The sequence below is a fragment of the Streptomyces spinoverrucosus genome (assembly GCF_015712165.1).
Classification (GTDB): domain Bacteria; phylum Actinomycetota; class Actinomycetes; order Streptomycetales; family Streptomycetaceae; genus Streptomyces; species Streptomyces spinoverrucosus_A.
The window spans coordinates 5583486-5601985 of the sequence record NZ_JADPZX010000001.1; the positions used below are offsets into that span (position 1 = coordinate 5583486).

22 protein-coding genes and 2 pseudogenes are annotated in these 18500 nt (G+C 67.2%); 15 read left to right on the forward strand and 9 right to left on the reverse strand.

Annotated features, from left to right (window positions below; translation table 11 throughout):
* Positions 1-80: 80 nt before the first annotated feature.
* On the forward strand, positions 81-974 hold the full coding sequence (locus I2W78_RS25365) for a GntR family transcriptional regulator (RefSeq protein WP_196462575.1): 894 nt from the start codon (positions 81-83) through the stop codon (positions 972-974).
* A gap of 110 nt (positions 975-1084) precedes the next feature.
* Here the strand turns inward: I2W78_RS25365 and I2W78_RS25370 are convergent, their stop codons facing one another.
* Positions 1085-1297: a hypothetical protein gene (locus tag I2W78_RS25370; RefSeq protein ID WP_374222739.1), complete on the reverse strand. Its 213-nt coding sequence runs from the start codon at positions 1295-1297 to the stop codon at positions 1085-1087.
* A gap of 589 nt (positions 1298-1886) precedes the next feature.
* Here I2W78_RS25370 and I2W78_RS25375 point away from each other — a divergent pair.
* The 5 genes from I2W78_RS25375 to I2W78_RS25395 all read left to right on the forward strand — a co-directional run bounded on the left by I2W78_RS25375 (position 1887) and on the right by I2W78_RS25395 (position 4926).
* Positions 1887-3134 carry a helix-turn-helix domain-containing protein gene (locus I2W78_RS25375; protein WP_196462576.1) on the forward strand — a complete coding sequence of 416 codons (1248 nt, stop codon included), beginning with the start codon at positions 1887-1889 and terminating at the stop codon, positions 3132-3134.
* A 157-nt stretch (positions 3135-3291) separates the two neighbouring features.
* On the forward strand, positions 3292-3636 hold the full coding sequence (locus I2W78_RS25380; RefSeq protein ID WP_196462577.1) for a hypothetical protein: 345 nt from the start codon (positions 3292-3294) through the stop codon (positions 3634-3636).
* The gene (locus tag I2W78_RS25385; protein ID WP_196462578.1) at positions 3629-3919 is read left to right on the forward strand and encodes a DUF7848 domain-containing protein; all 291 of its coding nucleotides are present in this window, start codon (positions 3629-3631) and stop codon (positions 3917-3919) included. Before I2W78_RS25380 ends, I2W78_RS25385 begins: the two co-directional genes overlap by 8 nt.
* Before the next feature lie 181 nt (positions 3920-4100).
* Positions 4101-4547 (forward strand): restriction endonuclease fold toxin-2 domain-containing protein, encoded by a 447-nt coding sequence (locus tag I2W78_RS25390; RefSeq protein WP_196462579.1) that lies wholly within the window; start codon positions 4101-4103, stop codon positions 4545-4547.
* Between the two features lie 10 nt (positions 4548-4557).
* Positions 4558-4926 carry a hypothetical protein gene (locus I2W78_RS25395; RefSeq protein ID WP_196462580.1) on the forward strand — a complete coding sequence of 123 codons (369 nt, stop codon included), beginning with the start codon at positions 4558-4560 and terminating at the stop codon, positions 4924-4926.
* Between the two features lie 99 nt (positions 4927-5025).
* Here I2W78_RS25395 and I2W78_RS25400 read toward each other — a convergent pair whose 3' ends face one another.
* From I2W78_RS25400 to I2W78_RS25420, 5 genes and pseudogenes are all read right to left on the reverse strand, one after another.
* Complete coding sequence (locus tag I2W78_RS25400; RefSeq protein WP_196462581.1) at positions 5026-6333, reverse strand: tyrosine-type recombinase/integrase; 1308 nt, start codon at positions 6331-6333, stop codon at positions 5026-5028.
* Positions 6333-6560: a helix-turn-helix domain-containing protein gene (locus tag I2W78_RS25405; protein WP_196462582.1), complete on the reverse strand. Its 228-nt coding sequence runs from the start codon at positions 6558-6560 to the stop codon at positions 6333-6335. Before I2W78_RS25405 ends, I2W78_RS25400 begins: the two co-directional genes overlap by 1 nt.
* A pseudogene (locus I2W78_RS40715) lies at positions 6560-7006 on the reverse strand (replication initiator); the annotation flags it as partial. The gene I2W78_RS25405 and the pseudogene I2W78_RS40715, both read right to left, overlap by 1 nt.
* A 519-nt stretch (positions 7007-7525) precedes the next feature.
* Entirely contained in the window at positions 7526-7771 is a 246-nt protein-coding gene (locus I2W78_RS25415) for a DUF7848 domain-containing protein (protein WP_196462584.1), read from the reverse strand.
* Positions 7759-8001, reverse strand: coding sequence for a hypothetical protein (locus I2W78_RS25420; RefSeq protein ID WP_230885581.1), 243 nt, complete (start codon positions 7999-8001; stop codon positions 7759-7761). Before I2W78_RS25420 ends, I2W78_RS25415 begins: the two co-directional genes overlap by 13 nt.
* Positions 8002-8283: 282 nt before the next feature.
* Between I2W78_RS25420 and I2W78_RS25425 the strand changes: the two genes are divergently transcribed.
* The 4 genes from I2W78_RS25425 to I2W78_RS25440 all read left to right on the forward strand — a co-directional run bounded on the left by I2W78_RS25425 (position 8284) and on the right by I2W78_RS25440 (position 10693).
* Positions 8284-9003, forward strand: coding sequence for a helix-turn-helix domain-containing protein (locus I2W78_RS25425; protein WP_196464707.1), 720 nt, complete (start codon positions 8284-8286; stop codon positions 9001-9003).
* A 2-nt stretch (positions 9004-9005) separates the two neighbouring features.
* Positions 9006-9476: an NUDIX domain-containing protein gene (locus I2W78_RS25430; RefSeq protein WP_196462585.1), complete on the forward strand. Its 471-nt coding sequence runs from the start codon at positions 9006-9008 to the stop codon at positions 9474-9476.
* Positions 9477-9769: 293 nt separating this feature from the next.
* Positions 9770-10042 (forward strand): DddA-like double-stranded DNA deaminase toxin, encoded by a 273-nt coding sequence (locus I2W78_RS41745; RefSeq protein ID WP_374222731.1) that lies wholly within the window; start codon positions 9770-9772, stop codon positions 10040-10042.
* Positions 10043-10048: 6 nt separating this feature from the next.
* Positions 10049-10693: a hypothetical protein gene (locus I2W78_RS25440; protein WP_196462587.1), complete on the forward strand. Its 645-nt coding sequence runs from the start codon at positions 10049-10051 to the stop codon at positions 10691-10693.
* Between the two features lie 429 nt (positions 10694-11122).
* Here the strand turns inward: I2W78_RS25440 and I2W78_RS41865 are convergent.
* Both I2W78_RS41865 and I2W78_RS25455 read right to left on the reverse strand, forming a co-directional pair.
* Positions 11123-12193 (reverse strand): annotated as a pseudogene (locus I2W78_RS41865) (IS630 family transposase).
* A gap of 360 nt (positions 12194-12553) precedes the next feature.
* Entirely contained in the window at positions 12554-13894 is a 1341-nt protein-coding gene (locus I2W78_RS25455; protein ID WP_230885583.1) for a tetratricopeptide repeat protein, read from the reverse strand.
* A gap of 149 nt (positions 13895-14043) precedes the next feature.
* On the opposite strand from I2W78_RS25455, the gene I2W78_RS25460 reads away from it, so the two are divergent.
* The 5 genes from I2W78_RS25460 to I2W78_RS25480 all read left to right on the forward strand — a co-directional run bounded on the left by I2W78_RS25460 (position 14044) and on the right by I2W78_RS25480 (position 18174).
* On the forward strand, positions 14044-14271 hold the full coding sequence (locus tag I2W78_RS25460; RefSeq protein WP_230885584.1) for a hypothetical protein: 228 nt from the start codon (positions 14044-14046) through the stop codon (positions 14269-14271).
* A gap of 677 nt (positions 14272-14948) precedes the next feature.
* Positions 14949-16217, forward strand: a complete 1269-nt coding sequence (locus I2W78_RS25465) for an asparagine synthase-related protein (protein WP_230885585.1) — start codon at positions 14949-14951, stop codon at positions 16215-16217.
* Positions 16214-16960, forward strand: coding sequence for a class I SAM-dependent methyltransferase (locus I2W78_RS25470; RefSeq protein WP_196462589.1), 747 nt, complete (start codon positions 16214-16216; stop codon positions 16958-16960). Before I2W78_RS25465 ends, I2W78_RS25470 begins: the two co-directional genes overlap by 4 nt.
* A gap of 170 nt (positions 16961-17130) precedes the next feature.
* Complete coding sequence (locus I2W78_RS41750; RefSeq protein ID WP_196462590.1) at positions 17131-17598, forward strand: DddA-like double-stranded DNA deaminase toxin; 468 nt, start codon at positions 17131-17133, stop codon at positions 17596-17598.
* Positions 17599-17616: 18 nt separating this feature from the next.
* The gene (locus I2W78_RS25480; protein WP_196462591.1) at positions 17617-18174 is read left to right on the forward strand and encodes an Imm1 family immunity protein; all 558 of its coding nucleotides are present in this window, start codon (positions 17617-17619) and stop codon (positions 18172-18174) included.
* Between the two features lie 118 nt (positions 18175-18292).
* Here the strand turns inward: I2W78_RS25480 and I2W78_RS25485 are convergent, their stop codons facing one another.
* Positions 18293-18463 (reverse strand): hypothetical protein, encoded by a 171-nt coding sequence (locus tag I2W78_RS25485; protein ID WP_196462592.1) that lies wholly within the window; start codon positions 18461-18463, stop codon positions 18293-18295.
* Between the last annotated feature and the right edge of the window lie 37 nt (positions 18464-18500).

Here is an 18500-nt window from a genome sequence, read left to right on the forward strand (position 1 = left end):
TCGTATCGATACACCGATACGGCTGAAACGCCGAGGACGCCCGGGTGTGCCGCGAGTGCCGACGCCGCTACCCTCGTGCCATGAAGCTGCCCCTGGGAGAGGACCCCCGGCCGCCGTACGTCCAGGCCGCCGACGTCCTGCGCACCGCCATCCACGACGGCGAGCTGCGCCCAGGCGAACGGCTCCCCGCCGCGCGCGAGCTGCAACGACGCTTCGGCATCGCCAGCTCCACCGTCCAAAACGCCCTGCGGCTCCTCAAGGAGGAGGGGCTGATCTACTCCGTCCTGGGGCGGGGTAGCTACGTCCGCGCGCCGAAGCCGATCGTGACCACCGAAACGGAGGTCGTCACGGCAGAGGAAGACGAGGTTGATCCCGGCGAGTCCGATCCCGAGTACACCGGTCTCGCTACGCTCCGACGTGGTTGGCAGACCGCCGACAGCCCCCCTGACGATCCCCGCCCCCCGTACGTGCGGACCGCGGACGAACTCCGCAAGCAGATCAAGGACGGCCGGCTCGCACCGGGTGCCAAGCTCCCGTCCGCCCGGGATCTGCAAGCCCAGTACGGCATCGCCAACTCCACGGCGCAGAACGCCCTGCGCGTCCTCAAGGAGGAAGGGCTGGTCTACTCCGTGCAGGGCCGAGGCGTATTCGTCCGCCAGCTCAGCCCGCGCGATCAGTTCCTCAAGCGCTACAACGAGGGACTGGAGGAGATGGTGGCCCAGCGCCGGGCGGACGAGGAAGCGGTACGACTCAGCGGCAAGACCGATGACGAGGTAGCCGCCGAACTCGCCGCCGCCGAGGAACGGTTCACCAAGGCCAGCACCGAGTTCGAAGCCGCTACCGCCCACCGTGACGCCATGCGCGCCGTCATGGAGCAACGCAAGCGCCTCAGCGGCAACTACACGCCCGAGGAGACCGCAGCCAGCGCTCAGCGCCTGCGCGACCGACTGGACGAAGGCAGACGCCGACGCTGAACCACCCGCACCCGGCGGAACAGCGGGGCGCGCAGCTCGGGGCGCAGCTCGGGTGTCGGGTCTCAGGTGACGCTTGACAGGTTGGCGTCGGGTGATGCTTGACGTCTGTCCTAGACGATCTTTCGTCTGTTGTACTCCCCGGACTTGCGGACGACCACCCCCTTGGCGGTGGTGCGGGGAACGGTGGTGATCAGGTCGTCCCCGTGGAAGACGCGGATGACGCTGTCGTCCAGGTGGGCGGTGACGACCTGGTGGGCATAGGCCCGACCGATCTGGATGCGCCGATCAGACGCGCACAGCCAAGCCGAGGCAAGCGGTGTCAAGCATCAGGTGAAGCCGCAGTGTCAACCATCAACCGAGACAGGACAGGGCGCAGCTCGGGGGAGCTGTTCAGAGTTTCTTTACTTGATCAAGGCGGTCCGCTGGCGCGGCCCGCGCGCGCCCGGCCCCTCGGGGCCGCCGCCCGCTCCTGTCTCCGCCCCGCTCGCCGACGACCCCGCCGGTCCGGGCGCGCAACAGCCAGCACAGCGAACCACTTCCGGGGCTCTGCCCCAGACCCCGGCCCTCTCTCTGAGGGGGTAGAAGGCGAGTGGACGGGTGCGGCTTCGTCGTGGTGTGGGGTTGCGGTCGCGGAAGGGGGCCCCTCGCCGCCCGGTTACCGGAGGCGTACCAGGAACCCCCGGGTGCCGCCAAGGCCGAGCGCACGCGTCACGAAGTGAGCCTTGGCGGCCCCCGGGGAACCCTGGTCCGGCGAAGCTGCCCGACCGACGAGGGACCCCCTCCCGCTCAGGCCCGATCCTGCCGGAGCCCGGCCCGCCACGTGGTGAGGCACCCCTGCGGGCGGGTGTCTGCCGGATCGCCCCCAGGTGATGTGCCGGCCGGGCGTACCGTGGAGTGGGAGGTGGTGAGTTGATGACTACGGAGCTGGCCGACAACGTCCGCAAGTACCGGCGTCGCGCGGGGATGAGCCAGGAGGAACTGGCCCACGCCGCAGGCGTATCACCGGGCACGGTACGCAAGGCCGAGCAGGGCGGCACTCTCCGCATGGAGACCCTGCACACGCTCGCCCGAGCGCTGGGGGTGACCACCGCCGCCTTGATGGCGTCCGATGCCCCGGAGCCTGTCGGGCGGACCGAGGAGCCGAACCGCGTCAACCTGATCCAGCTCCGCGCCGCCCTCACCCCAGCCGTCGGGCTCGTGGACCAGGACGCCGAAGCCGTGGCCGAGGAACCGAACCTGCGCACCTTCCGACGGACGCTGCAAGACGCACGGGTGCTGTACTTCTCCGACAGCTACAAGAGCGTCGCGGCCCAACTGCCAGTCCTGCTGCGTGATGCCGCACAAGCCGTCGCCTACTACGACAGCGGGGACGAGCACCGGCAGGCCCTGCTGGCCCGCGCCGAAGCGCTGCGTCTGGCCGGCACCTACCTCACCCAGGTCCGGCAGTACGACATCGCGTACGCCGCTGTACGTGGCGCCATCAAGGACGCCCGTCAGGCCGGAGACATGCTCGCGGCGGGCTCAGGTGTCGGCTGCATGTGCTGGCTGCTGGTGCGCCAGGGAAGGCTGGACGAGGCGGAACAGGTCGCCGCCCAGAGCATGGACGCGGTAGAGCCGAAGATCACCGGGGCCGAGCCGGACCACTACGCGGTGTGGGGCGGCCTGGCGATGGAGGCCGCCGCCGCAGCCGCGAGGAACAACCGTCCCGACGAGGCGAAGGCGTACCGTCAAGCCGCCCGGGTCGCGGCAACCGCCATCGGGACGGCACATCGCAACGTCTCCCGGCACTGGTCCGTCTTCGGGCCGGTCACCGCCGCGGTCAAGGCACTCGAAGACTCCATGGTCATTGGCGACGCCCGCGCGGTGGTGCGCAAGGCAGGCGAGCAGGAGGAGTTGTCACCCAAGGCGTGGAAGCGCCTGGGCAGGCCCAGCACCAACGACGGGAACCGCTTCACCCTCGATGTGGCGCGCGCCCACACCCGGACCGGCGACCTGTCCGCCGCCATGGACGAGCTGACCCGTGCCAGGGAAGCCGCCCCGCAATGGCTGCGGCACCAGAACGGGGCCGCCGAGACCATGCAGGAGATCCTGGGCAAGCGGAAGCGCACCCTAACGACGGAGATGCGCGAAATGGCCGACTACCTGGGCGTTATCGGGTAGCTGCCACGCAGCGTGGCAGTTCGTGAACCAAGAGTCGTGAACTGCCATGGCTCTCAACTGGGGTGACAGTCAGTCAGTGCCTACGGTCAGTGTGTCCACGATCCGTGACCCAGGCCGGGGGTGCCCAGTGAGCCAGCCCAGGAGCGATGCCGAACGCATGCGTCGCAGAGCGTTGTACGACGCCGCGTCGGGTGGGGGAGGTCCCCGCTTACTGCCGTGGACCAGCCCGGAGGGCAAGCCCTGCTACCTGAGCACCGATGGCCGGGGCTACCTCTCCACCCTCGCCGACAGCATCGAGACGGTGCAGCTTGGCATGGGCCAGGAGCTGCTGGAGTACGCCCGAGAAGCCACGGCTCCCGGAGCGCCAACTTCGTCGGCCACGGAATACCGTTGGCTGGCCTGCCGGTTGACCGAGGCCCTGGCGGACGTGCTCCGAGTAGCCGACTCGCGCGGGCAGCGCCTCCCGGACTCGGAAGAGGAAGAGGTGGACGAGGGTGCCTGACTCTGCGGACACCGACGCACCGGTCCGCGACTCCGCACGGGGGCGCTACCGATTCCGCGAGTACCACGTGACCACCGTCCCCGACCCCCTGGCTCTGCCGGCCTTCACGGCGGTCTGCGTCACCGCCGGCGAGGAAAGCAACTGCGGTGCCACATCCGGCACCCTGGACACCCCGGACGAGCTGACGTGCTGGATCGCCCGACACTGCGCCCAGACCGGCCACCAGCACTACGAGCAGACCGTCCGAGCCATACTCCGTGCCGAGCCCGGAGCGTGGCAGTAAAGTCCCCCTGCGCCAACACCGCGCCAGCGGCAGCGCCACCCTGCGCCCCGCGCTCCTGACGGCAGTAGCGACGGCAACACCCACAGATTCCCCCGCACAACCACGGACACCAGCGGAACCCAAAACCGCCGCTGATCTGCGAATACGCAGATAGAGAGGGGCCGTGTAGCACACGTACTATGTGCTGGCGGGGGCCACTCCGGTCCTGGTTCACAACTGCAATACGTCTTATCAGCTGTCGCTCGATACGCGAGCCGCAGTCGGTAGTGGAAATGCGCAGGCATACCAGATTGCACACACCGGAGCGACCGAATACCGTGCCGTCGGTGGCGGAGAGAGAGTCTGGGCTGACGGTTTCGACAGAAACACTGGAGAACTTCTCGATGCCAAGTTCATTGAGAAGCCTGGACGTAGTCCGTTCATTCCAGGATCAGGCATTCCCGACTTCATTCGGAACAAGATTGCGGCTAAGACCGATGACGAGTTCAGAAGATATTCTGCCGTGATCAATGATCCTTCCAATCCTCTGACGGGGCTACGCGTGATCACCAACCATCCCGGTGCGGTGCCATACTTCCAAGGGTTGATGCAGCAGCATGGCATCCCAGGCTCAGTGGTTGTGAGATAGGAGCAGGTCAGTGACGTACCTCGCCGTCTTTGAGAGCGACACATGGCGTCTGGAGCGAGAGGTTCTGGCGCGGGCGCTTGCTAGCGACTGGCCGCAAGTCCAGCTGAAACTGGCTTCCCCTGGATCCCCAGGTTCCGAGGTTCGCGATGTGGAATGGAGCTACCAAGCGGAATTGGGTGAGCTTGAGGGATACGCGCACTCGGACGGGCAGGGGATCTACCTGGAAGGGCCCATCGAACTCGTGGCTGACTTTGTCGTCTGGTATCGGGGGCTGGTGCCGCCCGAGGAGCAAGTCATCTTCTGTGATGACTCCTACAGCTTCGATGGCGTAGTCTCGACGAACGCGGTAAGAGAAGACATCATCGCCATCACCGAGTGAGTGACCCCGTTCGAGAATTGCACTGCAAAGGAGGGGAGGCCCTGCCGGAGTTTCCGGCAGGGCCTCCCTGGCGTTTGACGGCAGTAGATGACGGCAACGTCAGCGGACGAGGGCGGCGCAGGGTGGCGGTTCGTCGCCCTTACTCTCGACTGCCTCGATGATCGCCGGGGTGTTGAGTGCGGTGCTGAGGGTGTCGATGGCGTCTCGCTGGATGCGGAGCCTTACGTGGGCGTAGACGGTGGCGGTGACGCCGATGTGGGCATGGCCGAGGAGTTCCTTGATCACGACGAGTTCGACGCCCTGCTCCAGGAGCAAGGTCGCGGTGGAATGCCTGAGATCGTGGAAGCGGATGCGGCGGCAGCCAGCCTTGCGAAGGAGCGTGGTGAAGGTGCGGGTGAGGTTGGTCGGGTCGATCGCTCTGCCCTGGGCAGTGGCGAACACATGTCCGTTGTGCTGCCACGTGGTTCCTGCGGCCTCACGTTCGCGCTGCTGCTGTTCTTGGTGGAGTTTCAGCGAGTGGAGGCAGCGGGTGGGGAGGGCGACGCGGCGCTCGGAGGCGCGCGTTTTGGTGGGCAGCGTGGTGAGTGTGCCTGTGCTGGTGCGCTGGAGGGTTCGGCGGATTGCGGCGGTACCGGCGTCGAGGTCGAGGTCTTCCCAGTGGAGGCCGAGTAGTTCGCCCTTGCGGAGTCCGGTGTGAAGGGCGAGTTCGAACAGTGCGTGCAAACGGTGACCTTGCGCGGCGGTGAGGAGCTGGCGGGCTTCGTCGGCGGTGAGTGGTTCGAAGCGTCGGGGCCGTGGGGTGCCGGTGCGGACGTTGCGGGCGACGTTGCGCGGGATCTCCTCCTCGCGGACGGCGTGCTCCAGGGCGGACTTGAGCACGGAGTGTATGTAGGTGAGCGTCAGCGGGGAGAGCAGCTTGTGGCAGCACTGGCCGACGGCGCAGCAGCGGGGCTGGTCGCGCCGGGCGTCGAGGCGACGGGTGCAGCACTGGCAGGTGGTGCGGAGCTGGTTGAGCCAGGTGCGGACGTCTTTGGCGGTGAGCTTGCTGAGCTTCTTCTTGCCGAGGCCGGGGATGAGGTAGCGGTTGACGCAGGTGGTGTAGCGGGTGTGGGTGTTTTCGCGGAGGTGGTGGACGGCGACGTTCTCCAGCCAGTACGTCAGGTAGGCGGCCACGCTGCCTTGCGCGGAGGGGACGGGGAGGCCGCGGTTGCTGGCGGCGATCTTCTCGGTGAGTTTGGCCAGGGCTTCTTTGCGGGTGGTGCCGTAGACGCGGATGCGCTTGCGGGTGTTGCTGGGGGCGAGGACGTATCCGGCGGCTTCCCAGCGGCCGTCCTTGCGCTGGTAGACGGTGCCGTCGCCGTTGGCGCGGGTGCGGCGGGAGGCGGGGTTGTCTCGGGGCCTGGTCATCAGGCGGCGGCTTCCTGGTCGAGGCGGGTGCGAATGAAGTCGGTGAGGGCGTGGGCGGGGATGCGGCGGGCGCGGCCGAGGGTGATCGAGGCGAGCTGGCGGGTGCGGAGGAGGTCGTAGACCGTGGAGCGGCCGAGCTGGAGGCGGGCCATTACCTGGGGAACCGTCAGCAGCTCCTCGGACGTGCTCGGTCCCTCGTCGGGCGCGGCGGGTGCCTGCATAGTCATCAGCAGCCCCCTTCCGCGATGAACTGCCGTTCCAGTTCTCTGCGGTGCCAGACAGCGGCGGCAAGGAATGCGGCGCCGGGGCTGTAGCCGCTGCCGAGGTAGGCCCAGTGGCCGATGACGAGGGTGGTGTCCGGGTCGGGCTCGGGCAGGCCGGTGTGGGCGCGGGCTTGTTCGGTGCGCCAGGCGCGGCGGGCGTCGCGCAGCGCGCCGAGGGTGGTGGAGTAGCGGCGGGACTTGGTGGAGAAGTGGCCCCGGAAGCCGAGCATGTGTGCCCACTTCCAGAGCTTGAGGTGGGCGAACTCGGGCAGCCTGCCGAGCTCCCAGCAGGTGCGGATCATCTGCCGCACGTGCAGGGCGACGGCGAGTCGGGGCAGGGGGCGGGCCTGTCCGGTTCCGTCGCATGCGGTGCAGGGGAGTGGGGTGCCGTGGAGCAGGAGGGTGGCGCCGTGACGCGGGCCGCCGCGCGCCGGCGGCCGGTGACCGCCGCCCGCTCCTGTCTACCGCCCCGCTGGCGACGGCCGCCGACCACTCGGCGCGCAGAGCCGGGAGCATAGGCCGGACTGCCAACCGAGAGCCCCGCTGTCCGACCGCTCAGCAGCAGACCGACCGGGCACCCGAGAGGCCGTCCGGCAAGCTCGTACCGTGCGGCGTCGGTATCCCGGCGGTGCTGTCGTCTGGAACGCCGGCCGTGGTGCCTGGCTGGGGCCGTGACGATGGAGATAACTGGGCTGATACCGGTGCGGGGTTGAGCGAGGCACACATGGCGGGTGATCAGTCGGCGCGCCCGCCGTCGTGGCTGACTTTCTGTGGCTGAGGCCAAAGCCTCACCGCCATGGGCACGGCACGCACGTGAGGGCCCGCCCCTGCCGAGGCTGACGAGGACGGGGGAGCCTGGATCGGTCGCGCCGGCAGGGACGGGAGTCGGGTGGGTCAGCGCGGTGCGGTGCTCGGGCGAGCGGGGCGGGTCAGGTCTGCCGCCAGGCCCGCCAGGGCCGGGTGATGATCTCCCGGTAGGTGTGGTGGGACGGGTTCTGGCCGCAGTGCCGCAGCACCCAGTCCTGCGGTTCGGCGAAGTCCTCGCTTGTCGGGGACGTCTCTCCGTCTACGGCGCACTGCATCGCGTACAGGACCGGCTCCGCGTCCGGCTCGCGGTCAGGCTGGAGAGTCCAGGTCTCGTAGCGGAGGACCGAGCGAGGGGTCACCGTCCCCACCTCCGGTTGGCCACGGCCACCTTGGCACTCAACTCCTCGGCCGTAGTCGGCGGACGTACGTCCTCGGGCGGCACGTCCCACTCCCGGCCACCGCGCGGCGGCCGAAGCTGCACGTACGGACCCACATGCCCCATCACCACGCCCACCTTGCCGTTCCGTCGGTCGACCACCAGGGCGCCGACATCGGGCGAGACGGTGTGCCCGTCGGTATCAGGGATGGGGGCCGTCATCGTGACCACCCCGGTGAGGCGGTGCGCGACCGGGCGTCCAGTCGCAGGGCGGGAACACATGGGGTGGTGCTCTTTCGCACGGTGATGCTCCTCGGCGGCGTGGATGCGTGCCCCTGGGCCCGTCGGTGCCGCAGGGTCGGCATCGATCCTCACGCCGGTCACCGGGACGAAGGAACCTCCACCAAACCCCACTCCGGGACGTCCCGCACCATGTAGAACGTCCCTGGTGCCGTCCTGAGACGAAGGGGGAGACTCGTGCCGAACGAGAGACTACGAGCCGTCATGGCAGCCGGAGGCTGGACATACGCCACCCTCGCCCAGGAAGTCGAGATCGACCCCAAGTCGGTCGAGCGCTGGGTGAACCTCGGGCGCACCCCACGCCGTGCCACAGCCCTACAGGCGGCCAAAGCCCTGGGAGAAGACGTGCACGCACTCTGGCCGGCACTCCGCCAAGCCCGCCCCGCCCGCGCCATCAGCCCTGAGCTGGTGGCGCTTTACGAACAGCGCGCCGACATCCCCGTTTCGGCGTTCACCGACCTGATGGCCCAGGCCCGGGAACGGATCGACATCCTCGTCTACGCAGCCGTATTCCTCCACGAGGCGTACCCGCGGCTGAACGAACTCCTCACCGAACGCGCCGCCGAAGGCTGCACCGTCCGCATCGCAGTCGGGGACGCCGACAGCGACAACGTCCAAGCCCGCGGCCAGGAGGAGCGGTTCGGCCACGGCATCGAATCCCGCTGCCGCCTCGCACTCATGCACTACAGACCGCTCGTCGGCACCCCCGGCATCGACGTCCGCACCCACGGCACCACGCTCTACAACTCCCTCTACCGCGCCGACGACCAGCAACTCGTCAACGCCCATGTCTGGGGCGTCAACGCCTACGCCGCCCCGGTATGGCATCTTCGTCGACACGAGACAGGCGGCATGTTCGACACCTACGCCGAGAGCTTCGACGCGGTGTGGGCGACGGCGACGCCAGTACGAGAGGAACGCTGACCGTGGCCCGCACCGAGTACTACGACGACCCCAGCGCACCCCAGCCGAACAGCATGGTCGTCGCCGCATCCGCCGTCGTCACCGACGACCACGGGCACATCCTCCTCCAGCGCCGCCGCGACAACGACCTATGGGCGCTGCCCGGCGGCGGCATGGAGCTGACCGACTCCCTGCCCGGCACGGCCGTCCGCGAAGTCAAGGAAGAGACCGGCCTCGACGTCGAGATCACCGGCCTGGTCGGCACCTACACCGACCCGAAACACATCATCGCCTACACCGACGGCGAGGTCCGCCGCCAGTTCAACGTCTGCTTCACCGCCCGCATCACCGGCGGCCGACTGGAGATCTCCGACGAGTCCACCGAACTCCGGTTCGTGCCGCCCGAAGAGATCGAGCCGTTGCCGATGCACCACACCCAACGGCTCAGGCTCCAGCACTTCCTGGAACACCGTGAGAAGCCGTACCTGGGCTGAACCGGCTGACGGCAGTAGCTGACGGCAACAACCCCGCACAACCACGGACACCCACGCACTTCACCGGACCAGCAAACCACGCTTGACCTGCGAAAAAGCAGGTCGATGGTGCCGCGTAGCACACGTACTATGTGCTGGCGGGCGCCACGCCAGTCCTCGTACACAACTGCAACCACGCGGAGGGGTTCAGCGCCGCTGAGGAAGCACTTGGTGGACTGACGCACAAGCGAAATTCGATCGGCGGTGCCTTCTACGCACATTCCGAATCGTGGGATGACACTTCGCCAGTCCAGATGGTTTCCGGGCGCCGGAATCTTCCGGACGACTACGTGGACCCGCCAGGTGCAACCAAGAACGGCGACCACCTGGAGGCCCAAGTCGCGACGCTCATGAGAGAGCGAGGCCTGAAGGAAGGAACCCTGTACCACACTGGGGACTGGACTTGCCCCATGTGTGCGTCCACGCTTCAGGATATGCTTCCGTCCAAGTCTTCCCTTACTGTCTTCTACAGGAAGAACGGTGAGATTTTCGGCGAGACTTATTTGAGTCGAGATTGGTGGGACTGACATTTCATGGAAAAAGATGTGGTCGACCCGGGAAGTGTCGATATCGCAGCGTTCTTGACCTCATGGTATGGGCTACCGCAGCCCGTGTCAGGGAAGAGTGATCCTGCGTTTGACTGGATTCCTGATGGTCTCAAGTGGTGCCATGAGATGAGTATGCGATGGGGCGTCCCTCTCGATGGCGTGAAGCGTCTCCTGCCGCTTTCGGAATTGTCGGAAGAGGAAGGGAAATTCATCTTCATGGCGGACCAAGGGGGGTGGGCCTGGGCTTTTGACGGGATGGCGCCGCTGGTCATTTTTGAAGTGAAGGATGATGAGCCATGGCGACAACTTTCCGGAGGGTGGGAGGATTTCTTTCGCTATCACGTCTTCACTGAGACAATTGAAAATGCGCCATTTGTGCAGTGGTCCTCGGATGTCTCTATGAGTGATGTGGAGCGCGTGCTTGCGTCGTTCCAGGAGATTTCCTTCAGTCAGTCCAAATGGCCTGGTGAGGGATGGCGTTCGTACATTGCCGACGGAATGATTGCTGATGCGGGTCCAAAGGCAGGTGATTCCGGAAGCTTTGCGGTTACTCTCGGTGCCAAGTCAGGTGAATCGCTTGAATACTTGAGGCGTTTGAACGGCGTTGACTGGCGAATGCGCAGGAACTGAAATGGATTACAAGCTCGCCTGACCTGCCACGGTGCGGCTGTGGTCGGCGTCCTCCATGGGCACGCGATGTTGACTGGCACGGAAAAGCAGGGCGAGAGGGAGTGTATGGGGAGAAGCGCCGTGCGGCGGTGTGGGGTTACGGCGGCTGGGGTGCTGTCGGCGGTGTTGCTGGCGGGGTGCTCGGGGGCTGAGGGCGGGACGGGTGGTGAGGATGCGGGGATGGAGGCCTCCGCGTCGGCGTCGGCTGTTGCGGGTGAGGGCGCGGAGGTTGTGCTGGCGGGTGAGGTGTAGCCTCACACCTCGATTCTGCAACTCTCGCGCTGGATAGCATTAGCAAAGTTGAAGCCCCGTCAGGCACGCCCTGGCGGGGCTTCTGCGGTGGGTGACGGCAGTAGTTGACGCTGAGGTTGAAAGGCTGAGGTGACGTGGCTACGGGGGCTCCAGCGCCAGTCCGGTCTCGGCGATAAATCCGTCGAGTACTTCGGGTCGGCGTTGGATGCTGCGTAAGCGGTTCTTCACGAGCGGGGTGAGGTCTTCGACCGCGTGGGGTGCGAGGTTGGCCAGGGACTTCTTCAGATGCGCCCAGACCCCTTCGACGGGGTTGAGATCGGGCGCGTAGGGCGGCAGCTTGACGACGGTGAGCCAGTCGCTGTTTCGGTCACAGAACTCCCGCAGGACTTTGGCGTGGCGGGTGCTGGCGTTGTCCCAGATTAGGATCAGTGGGGCACCGCCGAGCTGGCGACGTGTGGTGGTGATCAGTTCGGCGAACTCGCGAGCACGGAAGCCCTTCTTCTCGCCCGTGCGGCCTCGGTACGTTTGCGTCCGGTAGATCAGACGGGTCTCGCGGCGCGGCCTGACGCAGACCATCCCGGCCATCAGGACCCGGCCCGAGCCCTTCCCGGTCACCTTGATCACCGGAGTCCGCCCGCGCCGTGACCAGGTCCGGCCCTTCCCGGGCTTCAGGTCCTGCCCTGCCTCGTCCTCGAAGACTATCCACGCGCCCAGGAGCTGGGCCGTCCTCTTACCCGTGACCACTGCTCCGTCCGCCACGCGGCGACGGCCTGTTCGTCCCGCTCGGCCGCCCGGTGCACGGGCACCTGCGGCGACCAGCCCAGCCGGTGCAGCAGATACGACACTCCACGCGGGGTGTACGGGTAGCCGAAAAGGCGGTGGATCAGCTCCGCCACCCTCGCAAGGGTCCACCGCTGGTCCTCGCTCCAGCCGTGCGCGGCCGGGCCGGCCTCCAGCTCGACCTGCAGCCGCTCCGCCTGGTCATCACTGATCTGACACGGAAAGCCGCCGGCTCCCCTGGACACCAGAGCCGATCCACCGCCCCGACACCAGGCGGCGTGCCAGGCGTACGCCGACTTCCGCGACACCCGTAACCTGCGGGCCACCTCCGGCGGCCGCACCCCCTGCTCGAACATGTCCGCGGCCTGCAAGCGCACCGCCTCGCGCTTCGCCCGCCCCGCAGCGGTCGCCGCCATCCGCATACCTCATGACGAGGATGTAGCACCGCCAACGCCCGCCGTCACCCTGCCCTTTCAACCTCAGCGGCAACGGCAACGGTGACGGCAGACGACGACTGCGGTAGCCCCGCTGGTCGTCGGGGCCGGTGTTGGCCTCCAAGCCGCAGGCGGATGCCGCGATCGCCCCTGGTGTGGCTGCGCACGCGAGGGCACCGACCGAGAGCCCAGTCTGCTGCTAACGGCCAGGCGGAGCAGGGTAGATGGTGTGACGGAACGAAGTGGAGTGGCTGAGGCCGCCCCGGGTTGCCCGAAGCGCACGGGGCGGGTGATCTGTCGACGCACCCGCCGTCGTGGCTGACCTTCTGTGGCTGAGCTTGAAGGCGTGACGGGATCAGGTGACCAGCGACGGTGGTGCGATCGTCCGTGCTCGGTCGTACAGGTCGCTGGCCGTCGCGTTCTTCAGATGGGGGCGCAGGAGGCCGAACATAGCCTTCACGCGGTCGTCGGCGCGGCCGGACTGCACCTTGGGGTAGTCGTCGAGGGCCTGGTGCCAGGTGGCACACGCCGCTTCCAGGTGGCCGAGTTGCAACTGCCGCTCGGCCAGCAGCCCGCGCCGGTGTACGCGTGTGCGCTGGTACGCGCTGGGGCGGAGCCGGTCGGCTTGTTGCATGGCTTCGACGGCTCCGGCCTTGTCACCGAGTTCGTAACGCACCTGGCTGACGTGGTAGTTGAGCGAAGAGGGGTCATACGAGCCGAATGCCTTTCCGCGTGACTCGGCACGGTCCATGGCCGCCTCGGCCTCCCGGATGCAGCGCAGCGCTCCCGTACGGTCGCCGGTCTGCGCGGCGGCGTGCGCCTGCTGGCCGACGAGGAAGGCCCGCATCCGGGGCCCGGCTTTCGGGGAAGCCGCGGCAGCGGCATCGGCCAACTCCATAGCCTTCGCCCCGTGACGGAGGTCGACCGCCTGGACGCTCATGCCCCGCAGGGTGGTGCAGTACGTCAGGTGGTCCTCGGCAGCGCCAGCCAGCTCCAGAGCCTTGACGTAGTAGCGCTGCGCGAGACCGTGCAGCCCTTCGTCCACGGCCATGTAGCCGGTCAAGTAGAGCAGGTCCGAGGCGGCGGACAGCATCGCCTTGCGTACGTCCTCGGGTGCGTCGGCACGCAGGTAGGAGGCCACGGTGTTGACCATGAACGAGGCCGCCATGGGGCGGGCGTGGCGGCCGCCGAACTCGTCGTCCAGCTCCGAGAGACGCTCGGTCATGGCGACGACCATGTCCACTTCGTTCATGCCGATGCGGGTCGTGCGGCCAGACTGGACGGCGTCGGCACGCCCGACCACATCAGGCCAGCCGGGAATGGTGACGGCCACGGAGAACAGGCCGGCACCCAGGACACTGCGGCGGGACGGGTCCATATCCAGCCTCCCCAGGTCGATCACCCCTTCCACGGTATCCGCAGCCGCGGAGGAGCGATCGCGTGGAACCGGCAGCCCGGCCTCGGCATGGGTGACGGGGCGGCCGAGGCGGCGGGAGAGAGCTTCGAGGATGCATCCGCGCACCGCGCCGCGAGGGACGGTGCCTCCGAGCCAGTGGCTCACTGCCGACTCGTCGTAGCGCAGGGGGATTCCGGTCTCGGTGCCGACGCGGTTCACCGCCCGCGCGAACTGGTGGTGAGTCCAGCGGCTCTCGGTGAGCAGGCGCCCGAGCGCCACGTTCGGTTCACGCTTGGCCATGCCATCAACTCCCCGTGACCTTGCGAACTTTCAAGGCTTTCAAGTCCTGGCGCTGCGGCAACGGTACCGCTGAGCGTGGTCGTGCGGTTGCGTAGAGGCAGCAGGCAACGGCGAGTCCTCGCCGCAGCCGTCGTCTGAAGGGCTGAGGGATGAGAAGCGAAGCACGGGCCCGTCTGGCCCGGATGACCGAGGAGCGGGGCATGGACGGGGTGTTGAGGATCGACACCTACGAGGGCGCGGACCTGCCGCCGGGTTCGAACCGGTTCTCGCCGTGTCTCTGCCCGCAGCACGGCAGTGCCACGCCCGAGTACGGCGCGGAGAAGCTGAGCGTCGCAGTACGCGAGGCCAACCAGCGCAGCCGCGGAGAGCGGCTGTGAACCGGTTAGCCGCAGCCGTCGGCCGTTACGCCGGACCGCTCCTGATCATCACCATCTCGGTATCGGTCGGCTTCGTCCTGGGCGTGGCCGCCGCATCCCCACCCACCTGACTCCTCCCCGTCACGCATCCAGGCTCCCCACCTGTGACGAGGGAGGGCCCGCCGCCGGATGCGGTGGGCACCCCGCCCGGCTGCCTTCTTCGCAAGGGTCCGGCAGCCGGACGGGTCCAACTCCGCAGCATCCGCTGCGAAGTCCACTGAAAACCGTAAGGGAGAAAACGATGAATGTGGACGAGCTGTTCACCGGCGACCTGACCACTGGCGTCCCGGCCGTCGAGGCCACGCTGCTCGACAAGATGCCGGGCGGTGGCGACAACAACGGCGACCACTGCAGCAAGTGATCCAGGGCTGACGCCAGGCGGGGCGGGGCCGTACGCGGCCCCGCCCCGCCGCACGACACCGGAAAGGGACGACATGCTGTCGATGCGTCTGCGCCTGGCCGATCTCCAGGAGCCCAAGTGGAGATCGCAGGGCGGCCGTTGGACCAACGGCGAGAGCTGGATCGAGCCCGTAAACGTGTCCACGTTGGTCACGGAGGTCAGCGACGGCCAGGCACCACGCGTACGGGTCCGCGTGAAGGAGTGCAAGCGGGACGAGGCCGACTACGTCGAACTCACCATGGAGCCCGGACAAGCCCGCCTGGCGGCGGGCGCCTTCGGCACAGCCCCGCTCTATCTGACAGAAAAGGCCGGCGAGCTGCACGCCTCGTGGGACCTGACACTGCTGCGGCCGCATCTGCGGGCCGACCGTCTGGTGCCGCGCGTTGTCGCCCGAACGCTGACGAGGCAGCACCGCTACACGTCCGAGACGCTTTTCGAAGGCGTCTACCGCCTCACCGAACGGGCAGCGGCCACGTTTACTCCTTCGGGACTCAGCATCCACTACCCCGACCCCGCCGAACACGTACTTGAGCCACGTACCCTGCGGCCCGGCGTTGATCCACTCATGGCTCTCGACGAGTTGTTGGCCGAGGTGATTCACCAGGCGCCGACGGCATCCGGATGCGTGGGCGTCGAACTGTCCGGCGGCGCGGACTCCGGGAACGTCGCCCTGGCCGTGAAGGCGGCCCGTTTTCCCGAGGTGTACAGCTTCGGCCTGCTGGTGGGAGGAAGCACCGGCAGGCAGCAGTGCGAGCGGCGTCGGATCCTTGTGGAGCACTGTGGCTTCCGGGACACGGCCATCTCCGCCATGCAGCATCCACCCTTCTGCGCTGGAGGCGTGCGCGATCTGTGCAAGCCGCATGACCCGGCGGGAGCGTTCTATCAGGAGGCGTTCGATGTCGTGCGCGAGCAGGCAGCCGCCCAGCGGTGCGAGGTCATGTTCACCGGCAGCGGCGGCGACGAGATCAACGCCCACCACTCCAGGACACAGGCAGAACTGCCGACACCCGAACCCGTACCATGGCTCGGAGTCAAGGCAGCCCGAGCACTCGCCGAGGTGAACGAGCATCTGGCACCCATCCCGGTACTGCCCGTACCGACCCTGATGGCGTTCGGGATGCACAACCCCGGATTCCTCCGGGCCGGAATCTGGCCAGTGAGCCCGCTGGTGCACCCGCGGATTGTGCGGTTCATGGAGCAACTGCCGCGCGAGCACAAGCGCGGCAAGGCGCTGTTCCGCGACCGGATCAGACGGGCCGGGGTACCCGAGTGGGTGGCCGCGCCGGCCGAACCGGAGAACTTCCTGGCCGTTCTGGAAAAGGGCCTGCGTTCCTACGGTTTGCCCGTACTGGATGACATGCTGAAAGAGTCCATCCTGGTGGACCTCGGCTACGTTGATGGGAAGGCTCTCGCCAAGGCGCGGAGGGACGCCGACGCTGCGCCGGTCGTCCCCGACCTGCTGTGCGATGTGCTCGCCCTGGAGGTCGGACTGCGAAGCCTCATGTGACCAGCCCCGACACGGAAGCCGAGCACGTGGAAGCCACCAACCTCCTGTACCGCGATCCGGCACTCTACGACGTGGTCCAGTCCGACAGCACGAGCGCCGGAATGTGCCAAACCCTGATCGAGCGGCACAGGCCGGATGCCCGGACCCTGGTCGACTTCGGATGCGGTACCGGGCGAGACCTGGAGATCTTGGCCAAGCGCTTCGAGTGCATCGGCGTGGACCTCCAGCCCGGCATGGTCGACTACGCCCACCAGGCCCGGCCGGGGCTGGACATCCGCACCGGCGACATGCGCACCGTGCGACTCGGCAGCCGCATGGACGTGGTGACCTGTATGGGCAACAGCCTCGCCTACGTGCACGACAACGAGGCGATCAGCCAGGTCTTCGCCACCTTCGCCGCCCACGCCCGGCCAGGAGCGCTCCTCGTGCTGTGTTCCCCCGTCGCCCCGATCACCCGGACCGAGCCGACCACCGCCACGGTCGACACCCCGACGGGCCCCGCGACCGTCACCATCCGCCACACGTGGGACCTGCGGACCCAGATCAACACCATGCACCGGCACTGGAGTCTCCCCTCGGGCGACGAGGCCCGAGACGAGATCCGCAGACGCGTCCTGTACCCCCGCGAACTGGAACGCTATGCGGAGGGCGCCGGCTTCGAGGTCCTGGACATGCTCGACGGCACAGGGACAGGGCTTACCGGCCCCACCGCATACACGGTGGCCCGACAAACTCCGCGGTGACCAGCGGGAGACGAGCAACGGCACCAGCACCAGCCGCCCGGCCCCTGACGGCAGTAGCGACGGCAACAACCACGGATTTCCCCGCACAACGACGGACACCAGCGGAACGCAAATCACGTGCTGACCTGCAAAGAAGCAGGTAGAGCGGGTCCGCGCAGCACACGTACTATGTGCTGGCAGGCGCCACCACACCGGTACTCGTTCACAACTGCAATGTTGGTGATATCGCTGACGGGCTTCCGGCGCGCGCGAGTGGTGACCCCGCGGTCGGGCAGGTCGTGAATATCGGCGACTCGGGCGCGTCCAGGGTGGGGGCTCCGTTCAAGAGCGGGCACTCTTCCTCTTCGGATGACATCAACCAGTTCCTGATGGATTCACCGGACATAGCGAATCCGGCGAGTGGGCCCCATGCGTCAATCACTCACGTGGAGACCAAGCTTGCTTGGCGTATGCGACAAGCTGGCGTAACGTCACTAGATGTCGTGATCAACCATTCTGGCGGACCTTGCACGGGAAGGTTCTCGTGCTCGTCAGCGGTCCCGGCGATCCTTCCCCAAGGTTCGAGCATGACGGTCTGGTTCAGAGGCGCAGCGGGTAGCGTGCAGAGCGTCACGCTCCATGGCCGGGCGCGGGGATGATCAGGAAAGTGAGGGGCCGTGTTTCTGAGCGTATTTTTCAAGGGCGAGTGGCGCTACGCCGAGAGTCCGGTCGAGACGTCACGGCTTGTCGTCGAAGTCATGGAGGGCTTGCAGGGGGAAGAGGAGGCTGAAGGCTCCTACTATCCCGGCGAAGATGCCTGGTTCTGCATTGCTGATCGACGGCATAGCGAAACCGACCCGGTGGCGGCGAGCAATCTGCGCGTGGCCATCAATCGACGCCATGGGTATGGGGCTCTGGTCTGGTTCGTTGATGAGAAATTCCCTAAAGGGGGAGGGGTTTATGATTCTGTTTGGATTTCCGATAATCCCGAACCTCTTGATTTCGATCCACGCGTTGTGTCGGATCCTGGGTATCCGCTCTTCCATGACCCGACCAGCACTCTGCCGGTCTCCCGAATTCAGGCTGCGGTGGAGGAATTCTGTCGACTGCGTTCGGGGAATCGACCTGAGTGCATCAACTGGGTTGCCGGTCACATGAACGGGCAGCGCCTCGACCGGCCGTCCGTGGTCGAGGTCGTCGAGGATCCAGAAATCGACTGGGACAGCCTCCGATAGCTGCGTCCCACCGTGCCCGGTGGTGCGGCTGCGAGCTTGGCGCAGTCCTGGCCTTGCTCAGATGCCGTGAGCTGACGCTGAGGTTGAAAGGGCAGGGTGACGGCGGGCGTTGGCGGTGCTACATCCTCGTCGGGTCGTTGCCGTCGTCGCTGGTCGGCTCCTGGCCGGCAGGACCGTCGAGCCCGGTGCTGCGGGTGTCGATGGCGTCGCGCTGGAGGCGGAGTCGGACATGGGCGTAGACGGTGGCTGTGACGCCGGTGGGGGCGTGGCCGAGGAGTTCCTTGATCACGCTCGCGGCGGCGAATCCTCGTGTCAGCAGGTGGGAG

Excerpts from the sequence above, each read along its gene's own strand:
- I2W78_RS25365 (WP_196462575.1), top strand. The coding sequence starts at position 81 with ATGAAGCTGCCCCTGGGAGAGGACCCCCGGCCGCCGTACGTCCAGGCC.
- I2W78_RS25375 (WP_196462576.1), top strand. The coding sequence starts at position 1,887 with ATGACTACGGAGCTGGCCGACAACGTCCGCAAGTACCGGCGTCGCGCG.
- I2W78_RS25380 (WP_196462577.1), top strand. The coding sequence starts at position 3,292 with ATGCGTCGCAGAGCGTTGTACGACGCCGCGTCGGGTGGGGGAGGTCCC.
- I2W78_RS25400 (WP_196462581.1), bottom strand. The coding sequence starts at position 6,333 with ATGACCAGGCCCCGAGACAACCCCGCCTCCCGCCGCACCCGCGCCAAC.
- I2W78_RS25405 (WP_196462582.1), bottom strand. The coding sequence starts at position 6,560 with ATGACTATGCAGGCACCCGCCGCGCCCGACGAGGGACCGAGCACGTCC.
- I2W78_RS25420 (WP_230885581.1), bottom strand. The coding sequence starts at position 8,001 with ATGACGGCCCCCATCCCTGATACCGACGGGCACACCGTCTCGCCCGAT.
- I2W78_RS25425 (WP_196464707.1), top strand. The coding sequence starts at position 8,284 with ATGGCAGCCGGAGGCTGGACATACGCCACCCTCGCCCAGGAAGTCGAG.
- I2W78_RS41745 (WP_374222731.1), top strand. The coding sequence starts at position 9,770 with ATGGTTTCCGGGCGCCGGAATCTTCCGGACGACTACGTGGACCCGCCA.
- I2W78_RS25440 (WP_196462587.1), top strand. The coding sequence starts at position 10,049 with ATGGAAAAAGATGTGGTCGACCCGGGAAGTGTCGATATCGCAGCGTTC.
- I2W78_RS25455 (WP_230885583.1), bottom strand. The coding sequence starts at position 13,894 with ATGGCCAAGCGTGAACCGAACGTGGCGCTCGGGCGCCTGCTCACCGAG.
- I2W78_RS25460 (WP_230885584.1), top strand. The coding sequence starts at position 14,044 with ATGAGAAGCGAAGCACGGGCCCGTCTGGCCCGGATGACCGAGGAGCGG.
- I2W78_RS25465 (WP_230885585.1), top strand. The coding sequence starts at position 14,949 with ATGGAGCCCGGACAAGCCCGCCTGGCGGCGGGCGCCTTCGGCACAGCC.